The organism is Streptomyces sp. NBC_00335 (assembly GCF_036127095.1).
Taxonomy (GTDB): Bacteria; Actinomycetota; Actinomycetes; order Streptomycetales; family Streptomycetaceae; genus Streptomyces.
This window is the reverse complement of sequence record NZ_CP108006.1, coordinates 3,104,296-3,122,438: the sequence shown is the minus strand read 5'-3', so window position 1 is coordinate 3,122,438 and position 18,143 is coordinate 3,104,296. Positions and strand designations below refer to the sequence as shown.

The 18,143-nt window shown below is 70.7% G+C and carries 22 protein-coding genes; 10 read left to right on the top strand and 12 right to left on the bottom strand.

Annotation, left to right across the window (positions count from 1 at the left end; translation table 11 throughout):
• The first annotated feature begins 13 nt into the window (after positions 1 to 13).
• The 7 genes from OHA37_RS13735 to OHA37_RS13705 all read left to right on the top strand — a co-directional run bounded on the left by OHA37_RS13735 (position 14) and on the right by OHA37_RS13705 (position 5,022).
• Positions 14 to 904 carry a DUF5936 domain-containing protein gene (locus OHA37_RS13735; protein ID WP_266912761.1) on the top strand — a complete coding sequence of 297 codons (891 nt, stop codon included), beginning with the start codon at positions 14 to 16 and terminating at the stop codon, positions 902 to 904.
• A gap of 3 nt (positions 905 to 907) precedes the next feature.
• Positions 908 to 2,149, top strand: coding sequence for a sensor histidine kinase (locus OHA37_RS13730; RefSeq protein ID WP_266905040.1), 1,242 nt, complete (start codon positions 908 to 910; stop codon positions 2,147 to 2,149).
• Entirely contained in the window at positions 2,149 to 2,835 is a 687-nt protein-coding gene (locus OHA37_RS13725) for a response regulator (RefSeq protein WP_266912759.1), read from the top strand. Before OHA37_RS13730 ends, OHA37_RS13725 begins: the two co-directional genes overlap by 1 nt.
• Before the next feature lie 110 nt (positions 2,836 to 2,945).
• Positions 2,946 to 3,146: a hypothetical protein gene (locus tag OHA37_RS13720; protein WP_266905038.1), complete on the top strand. Its 201-nt coding sequence runs from the start codon at positions 2,946 to 2,948 to the stop codon at positions 3,144 to 3,146.
• The gene (locus OHA37_RS13715) at positions 3,146 to 3,760 is read left to right on the top strand and encodes a pilus assembly protein TadG-related protein (RefSeq protein ID WP_266905036.1); all 615 of its coding nucleotides are present in this window, start codon (positions 3,146 to 3,148) and stop codon (positions 3,758 to 3,760) included. The genes OHA37_RS13720 and OHA37_RS13715 overlap by 1 nt, the downstream gene beginning before the upstream one ends.
• A gap of 265 nt (positions 3,761 to 4,025) precedes the next feature.
• Positions 4,026 to 4,382, top strand: a complete 357-nt coding sequence (locus OHA37_RS13710) for a hypothetical protein (protein ID WP_266905034.1) — start codon at positions 4,026 to 4,028, stop codon at positions 4,380 to 4,382.
• Positions 4,383 to 4,386: 4 nt separating this feature from the next.
• On the top strand, positions 4,387 to 5,022 hold the full coding sequence (locus OHA37_RS13705; RefSeq protein WP_266905032.1) for an OmpA family protein: 636 nt from the start codon (positions 4,387 to 4,389) through the stop codon (positions 5,020 to 5,022).
• A 38-nt stretch (positions 5,023 to 5,060) separates the two neighbouring features.
• On the opposite strand, the gene OHA37_RS13700 is transcribed toward OHA37_RS13705, so the two are convergent.
• Together OHA37_RS13700 and OHA37_RS13695 are read right to left on the bottom strand one after the other, a co-directional pair.
• A complete protein-coding gene (locus tag OHA37_RS13700) occupies positions 5,061 to 5,258 on the bottom strand; it encodes a hypothetical protein (protein ID WP_266905030.1) in 198 nt (65 codons plus the stop codon).
• Positions 5,259 to 5,266: 8 nt separating this feature from the next.
• Entirely contained in the window at positions 5,267 to 6,118 is an 852-nt protein-coding gene (locus OHA37_RS13695; protein ID WP_266905028.1) for a helix-turn-helix domain-containing protein, read from the bottom strand.
• 219 nt (positions 6,119 to 6,337) lie between these two features.
• Here OHA37_RS13695 and OHA37_RS13690 point away from each other — a divergent pair, with 219 nt between their 5' ends.
• Entirely contained in the window at positions 6,338 to 6,856 is a 519-nt protein-coding gene (locus tag OHA37_RS13690) for an ATP-binding protein (protein WP_266905026.1), read from the top strand.
• Here the strand turns inward: OHA37_RS13690 and OHA37_RS13685 are convergent.
• The 10 genes from OHA37_RS13685 to OHA37_RS13640 form a co-directional block, all read right to left on the bottom strand.
• Positions 6,836 to 8,272 carry a hypothetical protein gene (locus tag OHA37_RS13685; RefSeq protein WP_266905024.1) on the bottom strand — a complete coding sequence of 479 codons (1,437 nt, stop codon included), beginning with the start codon at positions 8,270 to 8,272 and terminating at the stop codon, positions 6,836 to 6,838. The genes OHA37_RS13690 and OHA37_RS13685 overlap by 21 nt on opposite strands.
• Before the next feature lie 303 nt (positions 8,273 to 8,575).
• The gene (locus OHA37_RS13680; protein WP_266905022.1) at positions 8,576 to 8,920 is read right to left on the bottom strand and encodes a hypothetical protein; all 345 of its coding nucleotides are present in this window, start codon (positions 8,918 to 8,920) and stop codon (positions 8,576 to 8,578) included.
• A complete protein-coding gene (locus OHA37_RS13675) occupies positions 8,917 to 9,561 on the bottom strand; it encodes a DUF6232 family protein (protein ID WP_266912757.1) in 645 nt (214 codons plus the stop codon). Before OHA37_RS13675 ends, OHA37_RS13680 begins: the two co-directional genes overlap by 4 nt.
• Positions 9,562 to 9,718: 157 nt before the next feature.
• On the bottom strand, positions 9,719 to 10,867 hold the full coding sequence (locus OHA37_RS13670) for an RNA polymerase sigma factor (protein WP_266905020.1): 1,149 nt from the start codon (positions 10,865 to 10,867) through the stop codon (positions 9,719 to 9,721).
• 1 nt (position 10,868) lies between these two features.
• Complete coding sequence (locus tag OHA37_RS13665) at positions 10,869 to 11,282, bottom strand: YciI family protein (protein ID WP_266905018.1); 414 nt, start codon at positions 11,280 to 11,282, stop codon at positions 10,869 to 10,871.
• 181 nt (positions 11,283 to 11,463) lie between these two features.
• Positions 11,464 to 11,892 (bottom strand): hypothetical protein, encoded by a 429-nt coding sequence (locus OHA37_RS13660; protein ID WP_266905016.1) that lies wholly within the window; start codon positions 11,890 to 11,892, stop codon positions 11,464 to 11,466.
• 113 nt (positions 11,893 to 12,005) lie between these two features.
• Positions 12,006 to 12,986, bottom strand: a complete 981-nt coding sequence (locus OHA37_RS13655; RefSeq protein WP_266905014.1) for a hypothetical protein — start codon at positions 12,984 to 12,986, stop codon at positions 12,006 to 12,008.
• A 44-nt stretch (positions 12,987 to 13,030) separates the two neighbouring features.
• Complete coding sequence (locus OHA37_RS13650) at positions 13,031 to 14,524, bottom strand: APC family permease (RefSeq protein WP_266905012.1); 1,494 nt, start codon at positions 14,522 to 14,524, stop codon at positions 13,031 to 13,033.
• A gap of 258 nt (positions 14,525 to 14,782) precedes the next feature.
• Complete coding sequence (locus OHA37_RS13645; RefSeq protein ID WP_266905010.1) at positions 14,783 to 16,354, bottom strand: SH3 domain-containing protein; 1,572 nt, start codon at positions 16,352 to 16,354, stop codon at positions 14,783 to 14,785.
• A 131-nt stretch (positions 16,355 to 16,485) separates the two neighbouring features.
• Positions 16,486 to 17,094: a TetR/AcrR family transcriptional regulator gene (locus tag OHA37_RS13640; RefSeq protein ID WP_266912755.1), complete on the bottom strand. Its 609-nt coding sequence runs from the start codon at positions 17,092 to 17,094 to the stop codon at positions 16,486 to 16,488.
• Between the two features lie 131 nt (positions 17,095 to 17,225).
• Between OHA37_RS13640 and OHA37_RS13635 the strand changes: the two genes are divergently transcribed.
• Positions 17,226 to 17,657: a nuclear transport factor 2 family protein gene (locus OHA37_RS13635; protein ID WP_266905008.1), complete on the top strand. Its 432-nt coding sequence runs from the start codon at positions 17,226 to 17,228 to the stop codon at positions 17,655 to 17,657.
• A gap of 81 nt (positions 17,658 to 17,738) precedes the next feature.
• Entirely contained in the window at positions 17,739 to 18,143 is a 405-nt protein-coding gene (locus tag OHA37_RS13630; protein WP_266905006.1) for a J-domain-containing protein, read from the top strand.

The following is an 18,143-nucleotide window of genomic DNA, read 5'->3' as shown; positions in this document are numbered from 1 at the left end:
GGAGGTCCGCATGATCGCGCTGCTCCTGGCCCTGGCCGTGGGCCTGTCGGTCTTCGGCGTGTTCCACGGCGTCCGGCTCTACCGCGCCGACACCAAACTCCCGTCCGACCTGATGCTGGCCCTGGAGGTCGGCGCCACCCGCACGACGGCCGTCGGCTCCCTCATCGACCGCATCGGCATCCGCTACGCGCCGCTGATACTGCGCCTGATGGGCCCCGACCGGGTGGCGCGCAAGCGCCGCCAGATCGACACGGCGGGCAACCCGTCCGGCCTGACCATCGACCGCTACGCCGCCCGCCGCGCCGTGTACGCCTTCCTCGGCGCGGTCGGCGCCTTCGCCATGCTGATCAACGGCCAGCTGATCCTGGCCCTGCTGATGGTCGCCTTCGGCCTTTTCTGGATCGAGGCCGGCCTCTGGTCGGCGATCCGGATCCGTCGCGACCACATCGACCGGACCCTGCCGGACTTCCTGGACGTCCTCGCCGTGGTCGTCAGCGCCGGGCTCGGCTTCCGGCCCGCGCTGGAGCGGGTCGCGGACAAGTACGAGGGCCCGTGGTCCGACGAGATCCGGATCACCCTCCAGCAGATGACCATGGGCGTCAGCCGCCGCCAGGCCTTCGACGAGCTGCGCCGCCGCAACGACTCCGAGCAGGTCGCGCAGTTCGTCACCGCCCTCCAGCAGGGCGAGGAGCTCGGCTCCCCGATCGTCGACACCCTGATCGCCATCGCCGAGGACATGCGGCGTACGGACGCCCAGAACGCCCGCCGCCGGGCCGCCAAGGCCGTCCCGAAGGCCACCTTCGTCGTCACGATGTTCATGCTCCCCGGGACCATGATCCTTCTGATCGGCGGGTTCGTGTACGGAGCCGACGTGGACTTCGGCGCCATGTTCGGGGGCGGCTGAGCCATGACCGCCTCGCTGGATGCCATGGCGTCCGCCGCCGCACGCGACCGGCCGTCCGCCCGCCCCGCGGTGCAGCTGCCGATCGCCCTCCAGGCCAACGCCCTGCAGGCGCTGTGCCGCCAGGTCTTCGCCTTCCGCCTCGTGATGATCGCCCTCGCGACGCCGGTGGTGCTGAGCCGCACGGCGCCCGGGGCACCGACGCACCTGGCGGGCGGAGCGGTCCTGCTGACCTTCCTGCTGTCCTACGTCCTGTTCCGCGAATGGGAGCGCTTCGGACCGCTGCTCCTGCGCCACCGCTGGCCGCTGGTGGTCGACTGGGCTTTCTTCGGCGGACTCCTGTTCCTGACGGCCACCCCCGGCTCCCCGCTCCTCCTCATCGCGGTGTGCACCCCGCTCCTCGCCGGGATCGTCTACGGTCGCCCCGGCGCGGCGGTCTACGCGATCGTCCAGGCGGCCGTGGTGGCGCTCGTCGCCGAGGCCCTGACGCTGGCCGTGCTCTGCGTCCTGGCGGGTGCGGCCGGGGCCTCCCTGCGCAGCCTGCTCCTCCGCTTCGGCACGGCCGGCCAGGCCCTGCTGGAGACCCGTGCCCGCCGGGCGGTGGCGGAGGCGGTGCAAGCCGAACGGGAACACCTGGCCCGCGAGTTGCACGACTCCCTCGCGAAGACCCTGCACGGCCTGGCCCTGGCCGCCGACTCCCTGAGTCGCACCACCGACCCTGCGACCCTCCGCCGCCAGGCCGCCCTGGTGTCCGGCGCGGCCCGCCGCGCGGCGACGGAGTCCCGGGAGGTACTGGACGACCTGCGAAGGGACTTGGACGCGCCGGGGGTGTCCCTGGCCTCGGAACTCCAGGCCCGGATCGGCCCCGACCCCGACGTCGCCGAGCTGCGCGTGACCGGCACCCTCCCGGTGGTGCCGTCCCCCGTGGCCCGGCACTTGCTGGCGGTGGCGGGGGAGGCCGTGGAGAACGCCCGGCGCCATGCGGGGGCCGCACGGATCACGGTAGAGGCGGCCGTCGACGCCCCTGATCTCCTCCTGGTGATCGAAGACGACGGACGCGGGCTCCCGGACGATGTCGACCTCGCGTCGCTGTCCGGCGCGGGCCGCTTCGGCTTGGTGGGCATGGCGGAACGAGCGGCCGCGATCGGTGCCCGCCTCCACATCGGTTCCCGCCCGGGCGGGCAGCCGGGGACACAGGTCCGCCTGGCCCTTCCGCTGTCGGCCCTCGCCGTGGGGAGGGGTGTGTGATGGCGCCGCTGCGCGTGCTCATCGCCGACGACAACCCGGTCGTACGGGCCGGCCTGGCGGCTCTCCTGGATACCGCCGAGGACATACAGGTGGCGGCGGAGGCGGCGGACGGCCGCGAGGCGCTCCGCCTGACGCGGCTCCACTCCCCGGATGTGGTCCTCCTGGACGTCCGGATGCCGGGCGTGGACGGCATCTCGGCCCTGCCGCACCTCGTGCAGCTCGCATCGGTGCTGATGCTGACGTACAGCCAGGAGTCGGAGATCGTCCGCGAGGCGCTGCTGCTGGGTGCGGGCGGCTACTTGGTGCACGGCGAATTCACGCCGGATCACCTCGTCGAAGCCGTCCGCGACGTCCGCGCGGGGCGGGCGCATTTCAGCCCGACGGCGGCGAGTGCGGTCCTCGCGGAACTCCGGACCTCTTCGCATCCGCAACGAACTGTGGGACAGTCGTCGGAGCGCCTTCCCAACCATGCTGTGTTCGGGCTGAGTTCACGTGAGGAGGAGGTCATGGGTCTCATCGCTTCCGGCATGAGTAACCAGCAGATCGCAGCCAGTTGCTTTATCAGTGAGAAGACGGTCAAGAACCACATCAACCGGATCTTCGCGAAGCTCCAGACCGCCACCCGCAGCGAGGCGATAGCCCGTTGGCTGGGAACCGCCCGTCCGGGGGTGACTGGCCATGGGTAGACGGAGTGCGCAGTGGGTCCGTAATTGGGTCCCGGGACCCTTTGCAACTGCTGGTGCGTCGGCGTACCGTCCGCGAACCGATAACGGCGCCGGCTCTGGAGAGGACTCCCATGCAGAACCTCAGACTGCTCAAGGCGATCGTCGAGCGGAAGAACAGCGTGCGGCGGGGTGGGGACGAGGGGCAGACGGTCTTCGAGTATCTGGGGATCATCGTGATCATCGCGTTGATCATCACGGCGATCATTGCGTCTGGGCTGGCAGGCGACATCGTGGGTGCCATCGATGCGGCCTTGAAGAAGATCACGGGTTGATGACCGGCCCCGGCTCGCGTGACCGGGGCCAGGTTCTCCCTTTCTATGTCGCGATGATGGCCTGCCTGCTCTTCGCCGCGTTGGCCTTCGTTGTCGTCGGTATGGCGGGGGCCACGCGCAGCGATGCTCAGGGTGCCGCCGATGCGGCGGCACTCGCCGCTGCCCGCGAGACCCGGGACAACCTGTTCGTGGGCATGGATCTCCTCACGCTCACACCCGCTGACTGGAAAGACATCCTTGACGGTGATCGGCTCAACCCGAACGGGGCTTGCGCGAAGGCGCACGACTTTGCCGCCTCGAATGGTGCCACTGCGGAATGCAGCGCTGGGGTATTGAGGTTCACCGTCGCCACGGAGACTGACAAGTCGATCGGGGACACGGTCATCCCCGGGACTGAGGACAGGAAGGGCCATGCCTCAGCGACTGCCGTGATCGAGCCTAGGTGCGCACTACAGCCGGGGCCGACCCCCACCGCGACACCGTCGCCCAGCGCGTCACCCGGTCCGGTTGTCATCGATTGCAGGGGCAGTGGTGAGGTCAAGGTGAACCCTTCAACGCCAGGTCCATTGACCAAGCTGGCGAGGCAGCTCTTCAATGTGCGACTGATCAACTGACAACGACCCGAAGGACAAGGAAGCGGAGCACATGGGCATTCGGCAGAAGGTGAAGGTCCGCGGGGGAGCGGCCGTTGCGGTTGCGGCGGTCTTGGCCCTCGCGTTGGCCGGGTGCGGCGGAGATAGCGGCAAGGCGAAGGAGCCGGCGAAGTCCGAGGCTCCCCAGAGCCAGGGGAGTAGTAGTCCTCGGCAGCCCGCGCCCACCGCGAGCAAGGACTCGGGTCCTCTCGAAGTAGTTGCTACGGCGCAAGGTCCTTCCAGTCTCGTGCTGGAGATCAATTCGGCTGTTCGTGACCAAGACGGGTATGTCACCGTCAGCGGTCAGATCAAGAACACAGGTTCCGAGGTGTTCACCAGGCTCGGGGCTCTGCGCGGTGAAGAGAGGACGGCCAGTCCTGGATCCGTCGCTGGCGCAAGCTTGGTCGACGCTGTTGGTAAGAAGCGCTACCTCGTGCTGCGTGACACAGAGGGGCGGTGTGCATGCACTACCGGTCTCGCGTCCATCTCGGGCAATGAGAGCATCGCCTTCTTCGCGCAGTTCCCCTCGCCACCGGCCACCACAACCGAGGTCGTGTTTGGTCTGCCGACCTTTGCCGCGGCCACCATCAAAATCTCCGGGTGACCCCATGACCAAACGCCATCGCACCACAGCTGCCACAGCCGTCGCCAGCCTCGTCATCGCCGGGGCCCATTTCGTCGGCGCGACCAGTGCCTACGCGGACGACGTCACGCCGTCCGTTCCCCCGGGCACTGAACCCTCGACCTCTGCGCCCCCGCCCATCAGGCCCGACTCTCCGGGGCTGAAGCTCCCACAGGGCGGCGTGCTCGCACCCTCCAAGGTGCTGGACATGGTCGAGGTAGTCGAAGACCTTGGCGGCGAGGAACGGCGCCAGGAGACGAACCAGACCGTCATGATGGCGCTGCAATCCGAGGTGATGTTCCCCGAGGACAGTGCCATCTTCAACGCTCAGGCCGCCGCCCGTATCCAGGCCATCGCGCAGGAGATCAACACCCAGAAGGCCACCACCGTCCGGGTCTTCGGCTTCACTGACGACCAGGGCAGCTACGAACACGGCAAGGAACTCTCCAAGAAGCGCGCCGACGCGGTCCAGGCCGAGCTGGCGAGGACGGTGACGAACCCAAGCGTCACCTTCGACGTACGCGGCTACAGCGAGGACTACCCGATCGCCGACAACGGCACCGAGGAAGGCCGCAAGAAGAACCGCCGCGTGGAGATCACCTTCCCGCGCAGCGTCAAGTAGAGCCGAACCGTTCCGCCCCCGCTCCGGCGGGGGCGGAGTCAGTTCGCCAGTAGGTGATCGGCCTTGCCGGCCTTGATGTCCCGGATCATCTGTTGCAGTGCCTCGCGGGTGTCCGTGAGGTAGGTGTCCTCCTGGCCGGAGAGGGCTATGTAGCTGTTGCCGTCCCCGTCCACCCCGATCCGGTAACAAGCGCTGGCCTCAGCGCAGTAGGGGTCTTCCCAGGTGATGTCGGCCATCGTTCCCCTCACAGTTGGCGCGCCAGATCGTGGATGAAGTCACGGGACTCTCCAGGCGGAAGGCTGAGCCGCTCTGTCCAGTCCAGTTGGGCGCGGTACTTGGATAGTTGGACCTCGGTGTGTAGAAAGTCGGGCCCGTGCGTGTTGTCGCTCTGCACGGTGTCGAGCTGCGGAACCGGTCCCTCTAGGTAGTTGACCGTCTGGCCGGAACCGGGGAACCCTCCGGCCGCGAAGGGGAGGACGCGGACGACGACGTTGTCCCGCTCGGAAAGCTGGAGCAGGTGCTCCAGCTGAGCCCGCGCGACTTGGCGACCGCCGAACTGCATCCGCAAGGCGGCTTCGTGCAGGACGGCGACGTACTCGGGTGCCGATTCGCCTTCCAGTACCTGCTGTCGTTCCAGCCGGTGTGCCAGCCGGAGCGCGGCTTCTGGTTCCGGGAGAGCCGGTACCGCAAACCGGAAGATGGCGAGTGCGTGATCGCTGGTTTGCAGCAGCCCCGGGATGTGCACCGAATGCGCGCACCGGATCCGGCTCGCATGCGATTCGAGCTCCGCGATGTCGAGTATTGCCGACGACAGCTTGCCTCGGTAGCGCTCCCACCAACCTCGCTTTTGCGGCTGAGCCATGGCTACGAGTGCGGCGATGTACCGCTCGTCGGCGCAGTCGCAGTGACAGGCCAGCGAGCGGAGGCGCTCCTCGCTGATGGTGCGGATTCCCTGCTCGATGGCGGAGATCTTGGAGCGGTCGATACCGAGGAGCCCCGCGGCGGACTCGGCGGAGACGTCTGCTGCCAGCCTCAACCTGCGTAGCTCGGCACCCAGTCGCTTCTGTCGTTCGGTCGGCGAGGTCCTTGGAGGCATGGCTGCAGTCTGCCGTGCCGAGGCTCGCGGATCCACAGTGGGCAAACTTCCGGGCTTCGGTGGTGAATTGACCACCTACTTCGCTACCTTGGGTAGTGCACCGCTCACGCAAGGGAGTTGGAAGTGCATCGCCGCAGCATGCCTAGGCCTCGGCTTCGGCGACGAGCCACTGCGCCCACACAACGCGAGAGCAACCGAACTCACGACAGGGAGTCCGTCATGCTCAGTCCCTTCATGCAGGCCAGTCCCGGCTGCTTCGACGCTTGCCCGCCGAGCGATGAGCCGCCGTCTCCCGACGGGCTGTCGTGCAGCCTGACCGTGCCCGGGGCGCCGTACAGCGCGCAGATCGCGCGCAGCACCGTACGGTCCGTCCTGCACGCGCATCACCTCGACCGGGTCGTGCCCGCCGCCGTGCAGGTGGTCGGCGAACTCGTCGCCGCCGCCTGGTACTTGGACCCCGGTCGGAGCCTGTACCTCGCCCTCCGCCACCGCGAGGGAGCATTGCGGCTCACCGTTTACGACGGGCACGCGGCCCACTCCCACCCCCGCCTCGCCGCCCACTGCGAGGCCCGCCGCCGGGCGGCCCTGCGGGTGATGGCCGCCGTCATCAGGGACTGCGGCGGGGCCTGGGGGTTCGGGGAGTCCCGGGAGCCCGGCGGCGGGACGCGGACCTGGGCGAGTCTGCCGGTCGCCGGGGCCGCCGGGTACCTGGGCGGGTCAGTGGCCTCGACGCAGTGAGACCCGCAGGTGCATGTTGTCGTCGCGGGCGAGGAAGAGACCGCTGCCGCCGCCCACGTTGGTCAGGACCGGGATGTCGACGCCCGCGTCCAGTACCTTCGCGTCTCCGGAGGCGGAGTTGAGGTCGACCTGGGCATACACCGCCTTGGCGGAGGGGGCATCGTCGTTGGCGACGACTCCGAAGGCCGTCCCGTCGTCGCGGATCGAGGCGAGGTTGATCGTCTTGCGGTTGCCGTCGCCCTCCAGGCAGATGCCCTGCTTCCGCTCCAGGTCGAAGGCGACCGGGCCGGCGGCGAGGTAGCGACCCGAGGGGGAGGCGATGGTCGGTTGGTCGGGGGATCGGTCGGTGATGGTGGCGGAGTCGCTGTAAGCACACTCCATGCGGGCCAGGACGGCGCCGGTCCGGACGTCGTGCACCGACCAGCTGTCCGGGCGGCTGGCCCCGTTCTTCCCCTCCATGTCCCACGAGGCGAGGAGGCGGCCGGCCGCCACTCCGTAGACCCTGCCGTTCCACTCTCCGAAGAAGCCGGACTTCGACTGTGCTCCGTCGGGGCGGACCGTGTCGCTGAACCAGCGCCCCGGCATGCCGAAGCCCTGCCCGAGGCGGCCCATCGAGACCAATGGCCCGTCAGGGCTGATCGCCATCACCCGGCTGCCGTTGCACATGGTGACCTGAGCGCACTGGGGCAGGAGCTTGTCCGGCTCCTTGTACGGGCTGACGGAAACTCTGAGCACGTCCACCGAGATCGCCGAGCGCGGGTACGGCCCGCGCTCCCCGTACGCGACGAGCACCCGCCCGCCTTCCGCGCTGACCCGGACCTCGTGGGGCTTCGCCGACACGGGGACGTCCATCTCCCGCATGGGCTTGACCCCGGAGCCCTTGGCGTCGGCGGGGAACACCGCCAGCCGCACCACCTCGGTGCCCTCGTGCAGGGCGTCCTTGCCGCTCATCCCGTGGGCCCACGCGATGACATAGCCCTTGCCGTCCTGCTCGAAGCCCAGCAGATCGGGGATCTCCACCTCCTCGTCGGACGAGACTTCGCCCCCGCCGGCTCCGATGGGCGTCGGGATCTTCCACGGGGCGGAGCTCCAGCCGACCTTCCCGTCGGAGGCGGCCTTGGCCTGCACGGTGTAGCCGTCGGGGGTCCCGTAGAGCATCGCGACCAGGTCGGCGCGGGGCACGTCCGTGAACGGCAGGGTGCTGACCGAGTCGGGCACCCAGCCGAGGGTCTCGTCCCAGCCCTTGGAGCCGTCGTACTGCGCGGGCACGCTCAGCTCGGCCAGCGGCTTGGCCGCGACGCCTTCGCCGAAGGGGCCGCCGGGCTTGTTCTTGCCGTCCGTACCGTCCGCGCTGCTGCAACCGGCCGCAAAGGTGACCGACAGTACGACGCCTGCGATTGCTCTCGCCGCTCGCATGTTTCCTGCTTCCCCCGTTGATGATCAATGCGGGGCGAGGCTAACAACGGGCCATGGATGGAGGGGTGTGTTCCGGACACCGGGGCCACAGGTGAGCCGCCCGGGCAGCCCACCGTGGAGCTGGGTCGGGCGGTCCACTTTTGCCGGCCGGATTCCGCATCGATGGAGGAGACGTCTCCGAACCGTGCGTACAGGTGGGTGACGTAGAGCCTGCCGTCCACTCCGGGCGGTTTCGAGCCCGGCCGGAGCCGCAAGCAACTGCCTCGCGACTCCGGGTGCACGGCGCTACTTTGCGGACACGCCCTAGCCGATGAGGGCGAGCAGCCGGCCCACCGCCTCCGCCACGGGCTGCCCGACCTGGCCGGCGGCAGCGGCGATCTGTGCCACGCGGGCCAGGACGAGGCCGCGTTCGCTCAAGGCCTCGCGGTCAGGGGCGAGTTGGGGCAGCACCTCCTCGACGGTCCGGTCCTGGTCCGGGGTGAGGTGCCCGCGCAGCTCCCCGAGGAGGCTGATGAGGTCCTCTACGGCGACGCGGAATTCGGCGTCCTGGCCGGCCGCCCCTCCCGCGGTGCCGTAGTTGATGCCGATGTTGCCCTGACCACCGTTGAGGGTGACGACGGGCCCGAAGTTGTTGGTCGTATCGCTCATCGATTGAACCCCGTGTTCCCCCGGCCACCGTTCAGGATGGCGACGGGGCCGTTGTTGTTCGTGGTGTTGTACTGGTACACGGTCACCGCGAACTCGGTGTCCGGGTGGTTGATCGCGTAGACGATGTGCTCGGCTATCCGCCGCAGCTCCTCCATGTTCGGCAGGGTCACCACCACGACGGAGCCGCCGGCCGTTTCGACCGCCAGAACCGGCTTGGCCGTCCCCAACGCCGCTATGAGGACGAACGCGACGACGGCCAGCAGCACGATCGTCGTCCCGTTGCCGCCGCTCTCCACGAGACGCCCACGGTCCCCGCCGAAATAGCCGAACGCGACGAGGGCCAGGGCCGCGAAGAAGAGCCACTTCAGGACGCTTCCGAAGGCCTCGCCCCAGTTGGGCTTGAGTTTGAAGGCGTCCACCCAGGAGATGTTGTGCAGGGGGACGGCCATCGAGCCCACCCACAGCATGCGGCCGCTGACCTTGAGGACGAGCTTGCGCCCCCTGCGCGACGCCTCCGGCCTCTGGGACGGTTCGAACGGCTGCGGAGCGGGTTCGGACGGCGGTACGGGCGGTGGGGGCGGTGGTGGTGTCCCCGGAGGTGTCGGCGGTGGCGGTGATGTCGGCGGTCCGTTGCTCCCCATGGTGGTCATGCGCTCCCCCGTAACTCGGCCTGGTTCAAAGGAACATGGCTGAAGCACCATTAAGCGCCAGCGGAGCGTCGAGGGGCAGACCCGATGCAGCCATTTCGCGCCCCGACCGTCCCCGGGGCAACGGCCGACGGCTGACGGCCGACGGCTGTCAGGTGCGCGGGCGGATCGCGTTCAGGCGGGCCGCCTGGCGCGTCAGGTGGTCGCGTTCCGCGAGGTTGGGGGCCTGGTGGGCCGCCTCGGCGTAGAGGCGGGCCGCCGTGGCCGGGTCGCCGTCGCGTTCGTGGAGGTAGGCGGCGACCGCGGAGTGGCGGGGGAGCGTGGCATCCAATTCGGCCAGCGCCGCCAGGCCGGCGCGGGGGCCGTCGGCCTCGCCGACCGCCACCGCGCGGTTGAGGCGGGCGATCGGGCTGCCGGTCAGGCGGACCAGCTCGTCGTACCACTCCACGATCTGCACCCAGTCGGTCTCCTCGGTGCTCTGCGCGTCGGCATGGAGGGCTGCGATGGCGGCCTGCGCCTGGAACTCGCCCAGCCGGTCCCGGGCGAGGGCGGGATGCAGGATGCCGATGCCCTCGGCGATCAGCTGCGTGTCCCAGCGGCCGCGGTCCTGCTCGGCGAGCGGGATCAGCGTGCCGTCGGGGGTGGTGCGCGTGGCCCGCCGGGCATGGTGGATCAGCATCAGGGCGAGGAGCCCCGACACCTCGGGGTGGTCGATCGAGGCCGCCAGGCCGCGGGTGAGGCGGATGGCCTCGGCGGCGAGGTCCACGTCGCCGGAGTAGCCCTCGTTGAAGACCAGGTAGAGGACGCGCAGGACGGTGCCGACATCGCCGGGGCGGTCCAAGCGGACCTCGGAGACCGTCCGCTTGGCCCGGCTGATGCGCTGCGCCATGGTCGCCTCGGGGACGAGGTAGGCCGCGGCGATCTGGCGCGTCGTGAGTCCGCCGACCGCGCGCAGGGTGAGCGCGACGGCGGAGGAGGGGGTGAGGGAGGGATGGGCGCACAGGAAGTACAGCTGGAGCGTGTCGTCCACCGCGGGCGCGGGGCCCGGCGCCGGCTCCTCCTCCACCCGGTCCTCGCGCCGGCGGCGGGCGGTGTCCGCCCGCGTCGCGTCGAGGAACCGGCGCCAGGCCACGGTGACCAGCCAGGCCTTCGGATCCCGGGGAGGATCCTCGGGCCAGACGCGCACCGCTTCGAGCAGGGCCTCCTGGACGGCGTCCTCGGCCGCCGCGAAGTCTGCGCCGCGGCGGACGAGGATTCCGAGGACCTGCGGGGTGAGGCTCCGGAGCAGGGCCTCGTCCACGTCAGTGGCACTCGGGGACGGTCGGCGGCGCGGCCAGGAACGGGCGCAGCTCCAGCCACTCGTGGATCGGCTTGCCGCCCGCACCGGGGGCCGCCGACAGTTCCCCGGCGAGCTCGACGGCTCGCTCGTGGCTGTCCACGTCGATCACCATCCAGCCGGCGATCAGGTCCTTCGTCTCGGCGAAGGGGCCGTCGGTGACCGGCGGGCGGCCCTCGCCGTCGTAGCGGACCCAGGTGCCCTCGGGGGCGAGCGCCTGACCGTCGACGAACTCGCCGGTGCCCTCCAGCCGGTCCGCGAAGTCGCGCATGTACTGGATGTGGGCCGTGATCTCCTCCGGCGTCCACTCGCTCATCGGGACGTCGTTGGCGGGGGCCGGGGCGCCGCGGTAGTGCTTGAGAAGCAGGTACTTGGCCATGATGGTCTCCTCCGTGCTGTGCGGCCCATTCTGGCCGCTTCCACTGAGGAGACGGAGCGGGGCACGGGTTCTCGACATCGCCGGCGGAATTCTTTTCCGCGGGATCCCGGACCGGGCGGACGGGCCGCCCGGTCCGGGGTGTGGAGGGGGCCTTCCGGCTCGGGGCCGGCTCGGGTCCGGCTCAGATGCCGTGCACCCGGGCGAAGAGCCGGCCGTAGTCGTAGCCGTTCCACTTGTTGTTCCCGTGGTCCTTCTTGTTGTTCCAGTGGTCCTTACCGCGGTCCTTCCCGTGGTTGTCGCCGTATCCGTACCAGTAGGTGTGGCAGTGCCACCCGCCCCAGCTGTGATGGCGGCCGTGGTGGTTCCAATGGCAGTAGCGGATGCGGTAGCCGTCCCGGTCGTGATCGCCCTGAACGCCGCGGCCGGGTGCCGTCACCGCGACGGTGGCGGTGTCGGCCCGTGGCGCCGCCGCAGTCGCGGCGAAGGCGCTGGAGGGAAGCAGCGCGCCTGCTGCGACGAGGGCGGCCGAAGCCGTGAGAACGGCGATCCGGCGCGTGCGGGGTATGTGGGGTCTATGGGGTCTGTGGGGTTCCCGGGTCATGGCGGTCATGAGAATTCACCTCCGGCGAGCAGACAGGGACAGGGACACGTGCTGATGCTGCGGGTGGGTCACCTGCTCTACGTGATCCCCCTCCTCACTTAAGCCCGGCCCTGCGCACGGCGTCATGCCCCTGATGTTCGGGGCTTGACAGGCGGACCGGCCTCCGCCGCCTTGTCCCGCCAGCGGACGAAGAGGCTCTCCGGGTCGCCGCTGTACGACCACGGGACCCGCGTGGCCCGGTTGTCCAGCAGGGCGAAGACGGCCGCCGCCTGCCCCTCCATGCCCGCGTGGACCAGGCCGTGGGCCAGGTAGTTCAGGTCGGCGACGTCCTGGGCGTACGAGACCGTGCGGTGGGCGATCCAGTGGTCCAGCGCGTTGCGCAGGTCCCAGCGCGCCCGGTCCCCGCTCCAGTGGTAGGCCAGGCCGATCGCCGTGCGCCCCTCCGCCTCCGTCTGGTGCCGGTACTGCTCCGCCCGCGCCACCTGCGGCAGCACCACGAGCGGTGAGCCGACCGGGGCGTAGACGGCCACGTCCCAGGCGAAGTTGTTGGCCTCGCCGTTCGATCCGTGCCAGCGCGGGGAGAGGTAGCGCAGGGCCTGGTGGTGGGCTTCGCGGTGGTGGGGGTCGCGGGCCCGGAGCTCCTTCCACCAGTGGCCCATGTTCGGGTCGCCGCGCTCGTACAGCCGGGCGAGCGTCACGAGGGAGACGTACGGGTACGGGTCCTCGGGCGCCAGCTCGCCGGCCCGCAGACAGAGACCGGCGACCTGGTCCAGGCTGTCGTTGGCGGGCATCGCCCCGCTGCGCGCCGCGGCGAAGGTCCGCATCACCTCGGTCTCCGCGCGCAGCACGGCCGCGTCCGGGCTGGTGGGGTCGGCGGCGTACCAGACGTCCACGGTGCGCCGGCTCGCCGCCGCGTCCGCGAGCAGCCGGATGCGGTGCGCGCGCCGGTCCCAGTCGCCCGGGGGGTGCTCGGCCAGGAGGTCGCGGGCCCCTTCCCAGCGGCCCATCACCATGTCCTGGCGGCACTGCTCCAGACTTCGGTCGCCGAACGCCTGGTCGTAGACCGGTGCTCCGGAACGGCGGCGGCGCGGCCAGGGTGCCATGGACTGTCCTCGGATCGGTGGGGGCGTCGGTGTGCTGCGTGTCGTCAGAAGTCGGTGAGTACGTCGTCCCGCCGTTCGTCCGCCGCGAGGCCCGGTCCGTGGACCGGCCCCGAGCCCTGTTCCCCGTAGAAGGCGTCCTGTTCGGGATCCAGCGGCCTGGGCCTGAAGTAGGAGGCCCCCCGCAGCCGGGAGAAGGTCATCGGGATCAACCCCAGCGCGAGCGCCCCGAGTCCGATGGCGAGGGCGCTGCCCGTCAGTTCCGGAACCGACACGGCGAAGATCCAGATCATGAACAGGGCCCCGCCGAGCGGCCACAGCCCGACGAAGACGAAGGTGCCGACCGACCTGAACAGCACCTTGCGGTAGGCGACCACGGCCGCCAGGCCGGCGAGGGAGTAGTAGAAGGCGATGTGCAGGCCGATGCCGCTGACGGCGTCCCGTACGAACTGCGTGCCCGAGCCGGCCGTGGTGGAGACGGCGACGAGCAGGAGCGCCACGGCCGCCACGGTGGCCGTGGCCACGGAGGGCGTCTGCCAGTCGCGGTGGATGCGGCCGAACGCGGCGGGCACGGTGCGGTCGCGGCCCATGGCGAAGAGCGTGCGGGTCGCCTGGAGGAGGCTCGTCTCCAGGGTGGCGACCGTGGACAGCACGACGGCGAGGACGAGCAGCCGGCCGCCCCAGCCCGGCCAGACGGCGTCGCCGAGCACGGAGAGGAAGCCGTCGGGGTTGCTGCGCACCGCGTCCGCGCCGATGAGGATGTTGGTGGCGAGGGTGAAGACGACGAAGACCGCGAACGAGAGCGCGACTCCGATCAGTCCGCCGAGGCCGAAGGAACGGCGGCTGGTGCGGGTCTCCTCGTTGAGGTTGCTGGAGACGTCCCAGCCCCAGTAGCTGACGCCCGCGATCAGCGCACCGGCGACGAAGCTGTGCGAGGCGTCGAAGTGGCCGAAGCCGAACCAGGAGAGCGAGAACTCCGCCGCGTTCCCGTCCTTGGCCAGGGCGGCGACGGCGATGGCCAGGAGCAGCACGAGCTGGACGACGGTCAGGATCCGGCGGGTGTACGGGCTGATCCGCGCCCCCAGCGCCACCACGCCCGCCATGAGCAGGAACCAGCCGGCGCCGACGGCCGTGGCCAGACCGGTGTTCGCGGCCAGCTCGGGGCTGACGAGGGCGAGCGTGGCACTGCCGGCCGGGAGGGTGGCCGACACGAGGAAGGCCGTCGCGGCGACGACCAGGGCCCAGCCGCTGAGGAAGCCGAGGAAGGGGTGCAGCGTGCGCGCCACCCAGGCGTAGCTCGCCCCGGCGTTGACGTCGAGACGCCCCAGATGACGGAAGGCCAGCGCGATGCCGATCATCGGTATCGCGCAGTACAGGAGCACGGCGGGGCTCGCGACCCCGACGGTGGCGATGAGCGTGGGGATCGTCGCGGCGACGGTGTACGCCGGCCCGCAGCCCGCGACCGCCATGACGATGGAGTCGAACGTCCCCAGGGCGCCGGCTCGCAGGCCGCCCCCGTCGTTGCCGGCCCTTTTGCTCACCACTGGTTGTGCCCTTCTGAGCCGCGTACAAGGGCTAGATCTTGCCCGCGGGGTCGGTGGGGGCACAAGGGCTACTCTTCGGTTTCTTTGGTTCAACTACCTATTGAAGGCGGGGATTAGCGCTCCAGGTGGGTGGGTGCTGCGGATTTCGTTGTCTGGGGAGATGCCTTCCACGGGGCGGAAAACACCTTCGGTGCGCACCGGGGCCCGGGGGCCTCGATGCGCACCGAAGAGTGGGTGGGGCTGGGTGGGGCTGGGTCAGCAGGTGGGGATGCGGTTCAGGTTCGCGGCGTAGCGGGCGGAGATCCAGCCGCGGCCGTCGGTGAGCTTGTACCAGATGGTGTTGCCGTCGACCGAGGTGCCGTTGGTCTTGCACTGCACCTGGACCTCGGCGCCGTACTTGATCACGCCGGTCTTCTTGTAGTGGGTGCCGGGGCCGGTGCGGACGTGCAGCTTGTCGCTGACGATGCGGGCCGCGGGCTTGGCGGGCTTGTCGCCCTTGCCGCCGTGGTCCTTGCCCCCGTTGTCCTTACCGCCGTGGTCCTTACCGCCGTGGTCCTTGCCGCACTTGCAGTTTCCGGGCTTGCCCTGGTCGCCCTTGTCGCCCTTCGGGCCCTGCGGACCCCTCGGACCCTGGTCGCCCTTCGGTCCGCCCGGACCGCGGTTGCCCTTCTCGCCCTTCTCGCCCTTCGGTCCGCCGGGGCCGCGGTCGCCCTTCGGGCCCTGCTCGCCCTTGGCTCCGCCCGGGCCGCGCGCTCCCGTGGGTCCGGCCGGGCCGGTGTTCCCGCGGTCGCCGCGGTCACCCTTGTCACCCTTGTCGCCCTGGTCGCCCTTGGGTCCGCCGGCCGGGCCGGTGTCGCCCTTGGGGCCCGGGGCTCCGCCCGGTCCGGGTACGCCGGCCGGTCCCGTCGGGCCCTCGTTGCCCTGTTCGCCCTGCGGGCCCGCGGGGCCGGTGTCGCCCTTCGGACCGCCCGCCGGACCCGTGTCGCCCTTCGGGCCGGGTGCGCCGGTGTCGCCCTTCGGACCCTGGGGGCCTCCGGCCGGTCCCTGGTCGCCCTTCGGGCCCTGCGGTCCGGCGTCGCCCTTCGGTCCCTTGTGCCCCTTGGGGCCCTGCGGACCCTTCGGCCCGTGGTCGCCCTTCTCGCCGCGGTCGCCCTTCTCACCGCGGTCGCCGCGGTCCCCGCGCTCGCCCTTCTCGCCCCGCTCGCCCTGGTCGCCCTTGTCGCCCTTGGGGCCGGGGCGGCCCGGCTTCCCGTGCTGACCGGGCTTCCCCTCGTGGCCCGGCTTCCCGTCGTGCCCGTCCTGCCCGTCGTGCCCGTCCTGCCCGTCGTCGCCCTTCGGCCCCGTCACCGGGGTGGACACCGCGTACAGACCGGGCGAGGCGCCCGCCGCCGCCCACTCGCCGCCGTCGAGCGTCGTGCCCTCGGGAGCGTCCGCGTCCACCCGTACGAGTACGCCCAGCCGGGTGCCGCTGTCCGCCGGGAAGGCGAAGCCCGCACGCGTCCCGGCGTCACAGGTCAGCTGGCGGGCGTTGCCGGAGAGGGTGCAGGGCGCGCCCGCGCGGTCGCCGTTCCAGTAGAAACGGGCCTCGGGGAAGGTCGTCCGCTCCGGCGCGGTGATCCGGAAGCTGCTGCTGAGCGCCGGATCGCCGCCGGTCTCCGCCACGATCACCACGCGGCCGGTCTTTCCGGCGGCGATCGAGGGGACGTACGGCTGGGAGAACCGGATGTGCGGCGAGCCGGCGGCGAAAGCCGGCCCGGCCGGCAGCAGGCAGGTCGCGGTGACGGCCGCGACGACCAGGGCGGCCGACGTGCAGCGGGAAGCAGACAAGGGTGTTTCCTCCGCGAGGAAAAGCGACGGAACCGGAGGGCGACCGCCGAATGCGGTCTTCCGGTGGACAAAAGTCCCAACACCAGTTAAAAGCTGACAATGCGACCCGGTTGTGTACGACGCGTAACCGATCACTCGGCAGCCGCGTGAATCCCCCCGCCTGGGCCTACGCCTGCCCCTGCCCCGGTGCCTGCCCCTGCGCATCCGCTGTCCCGGACCAGGACGTACGCCGCCTCGCGCGCCCGCGCCGCCGCCCCCGGGCCCGGTTCCAGGGCCGCGACCACCGTCGCCCCCTCGACCAGCAGCAGCAACTGCTCCGCCAGCCCCTCCCGGCCCGGCCCCGCGACGCCGGCCAGCAACGCCCGTAGCTCCGCCTTGTGGCGGCGTACGACGTCCAGCACTCCGGCAGGCCCCGAGCCCAGCTCCCCGTACGCGTTCAGGAACGCGCACCCGCGGAAGCCCGGCTCCGAGAACCACCGCGCGAGCCACTCGAAGACCGCCCCGACCGGATCGGCCTGCCCCGCGACCGCTGCGCGCAAGCTCGCCATCCAGCGCTGGTCGCGGCGCTCCAGATAGGCGGTGACCAGGGATTCCTTGGCCGGGTAGAGGCGGTAGAGCCGCTTGAGCGGGATGCCCGACTCGGCGCGGATCCGGTCCATGCCCACGGCCTGGACGCCCTCGGCGTAGAACAGCGCCTCCGCGGCGTCCAGCAGGCGGGTGCGGGCGTCTTCGTCGTTCATCGGGGCTGCGGGCATGAAAGCAGCGTAAACCAGAATCGCTTGCGCGGAGAACGACCGTTCTCTAGGCTCGTACGCACGAGGAGAACGACCGTTCTCCCCCCGGCCCCGCCGATGCCGAAAGGTGTCCCACCGTGACCCCTCCCGCTACCCCTTCCCCCGTACGGCCGCCGCTGCCGCCCTTCACCGAGGAGTCCGCCCGCGCCAAGGTGCAGGCCGCCGAGGACGCCTGGAACAGCCGCGACCCCGAACGCGTCTCCCTCGCCTACACCGAGGACTCCGCCTGGCGGAACCGCGACCGCTTCCTGACTGGCCGCGCCGAGATCCGCGCCTTCCTGGCCGACAAGTGGGAGCGCGAGCTGGAGTACCGGCTGCGCAAGGAGCTGTGGGCGTACACCGACAACCGCATCTCGGTGCGCTTCACATACGAGTGGCACGACACGAGCGGCCAGTGGTGGCGCAGCCACGGCAACGAGCAGTGGGAGTTCGACGCCGCGGGCCTGATGCGCCGCCGCGAGGCCAGCATCAACGACATTCCGATCGAGGAGTCGGACCGCCGCCTCTGAGCCCGAAGGCGGGGCGGTCACGCTCCGCAACCCCCTCCCCATCCCTCGGAGTTATGCTGACAGGGACCCTTGGGAGGCAATGTGACCGAGCGCAAACCGCCTGGTGTCAGCTTCGAATCCTTCGTGGACCGCCAGATCAGACAGGCCGAGGCGAGCGGCGAGATCGAGAACCTGCCCGGCTTCGGCAAGCCGCTGGCCTCGCTCGACGCCCCGTACGACGAGCTGTGGTGGATCAAGGGCAAACTGCACCGCGAGGGCTTCGCGGTCCTCCCGCCGGCGCTCGCACTGCGCAAGGAGGCGGAAGACGCCCGCGAGGCGATCAAGGCCGCCCGCACCGAACGCCAGGTCCGCGACCTCCTCACGGAGATCAACGACAAGATCCGCACGGCCCTGCGCAGGCCCCCGCCCGGCCCCCCGCTGCACCTCAGGGAATTCGACGTAGAAGCCGAACTCACCCACTGGCGCGAGTCCCGGCAAGCCCGCTGA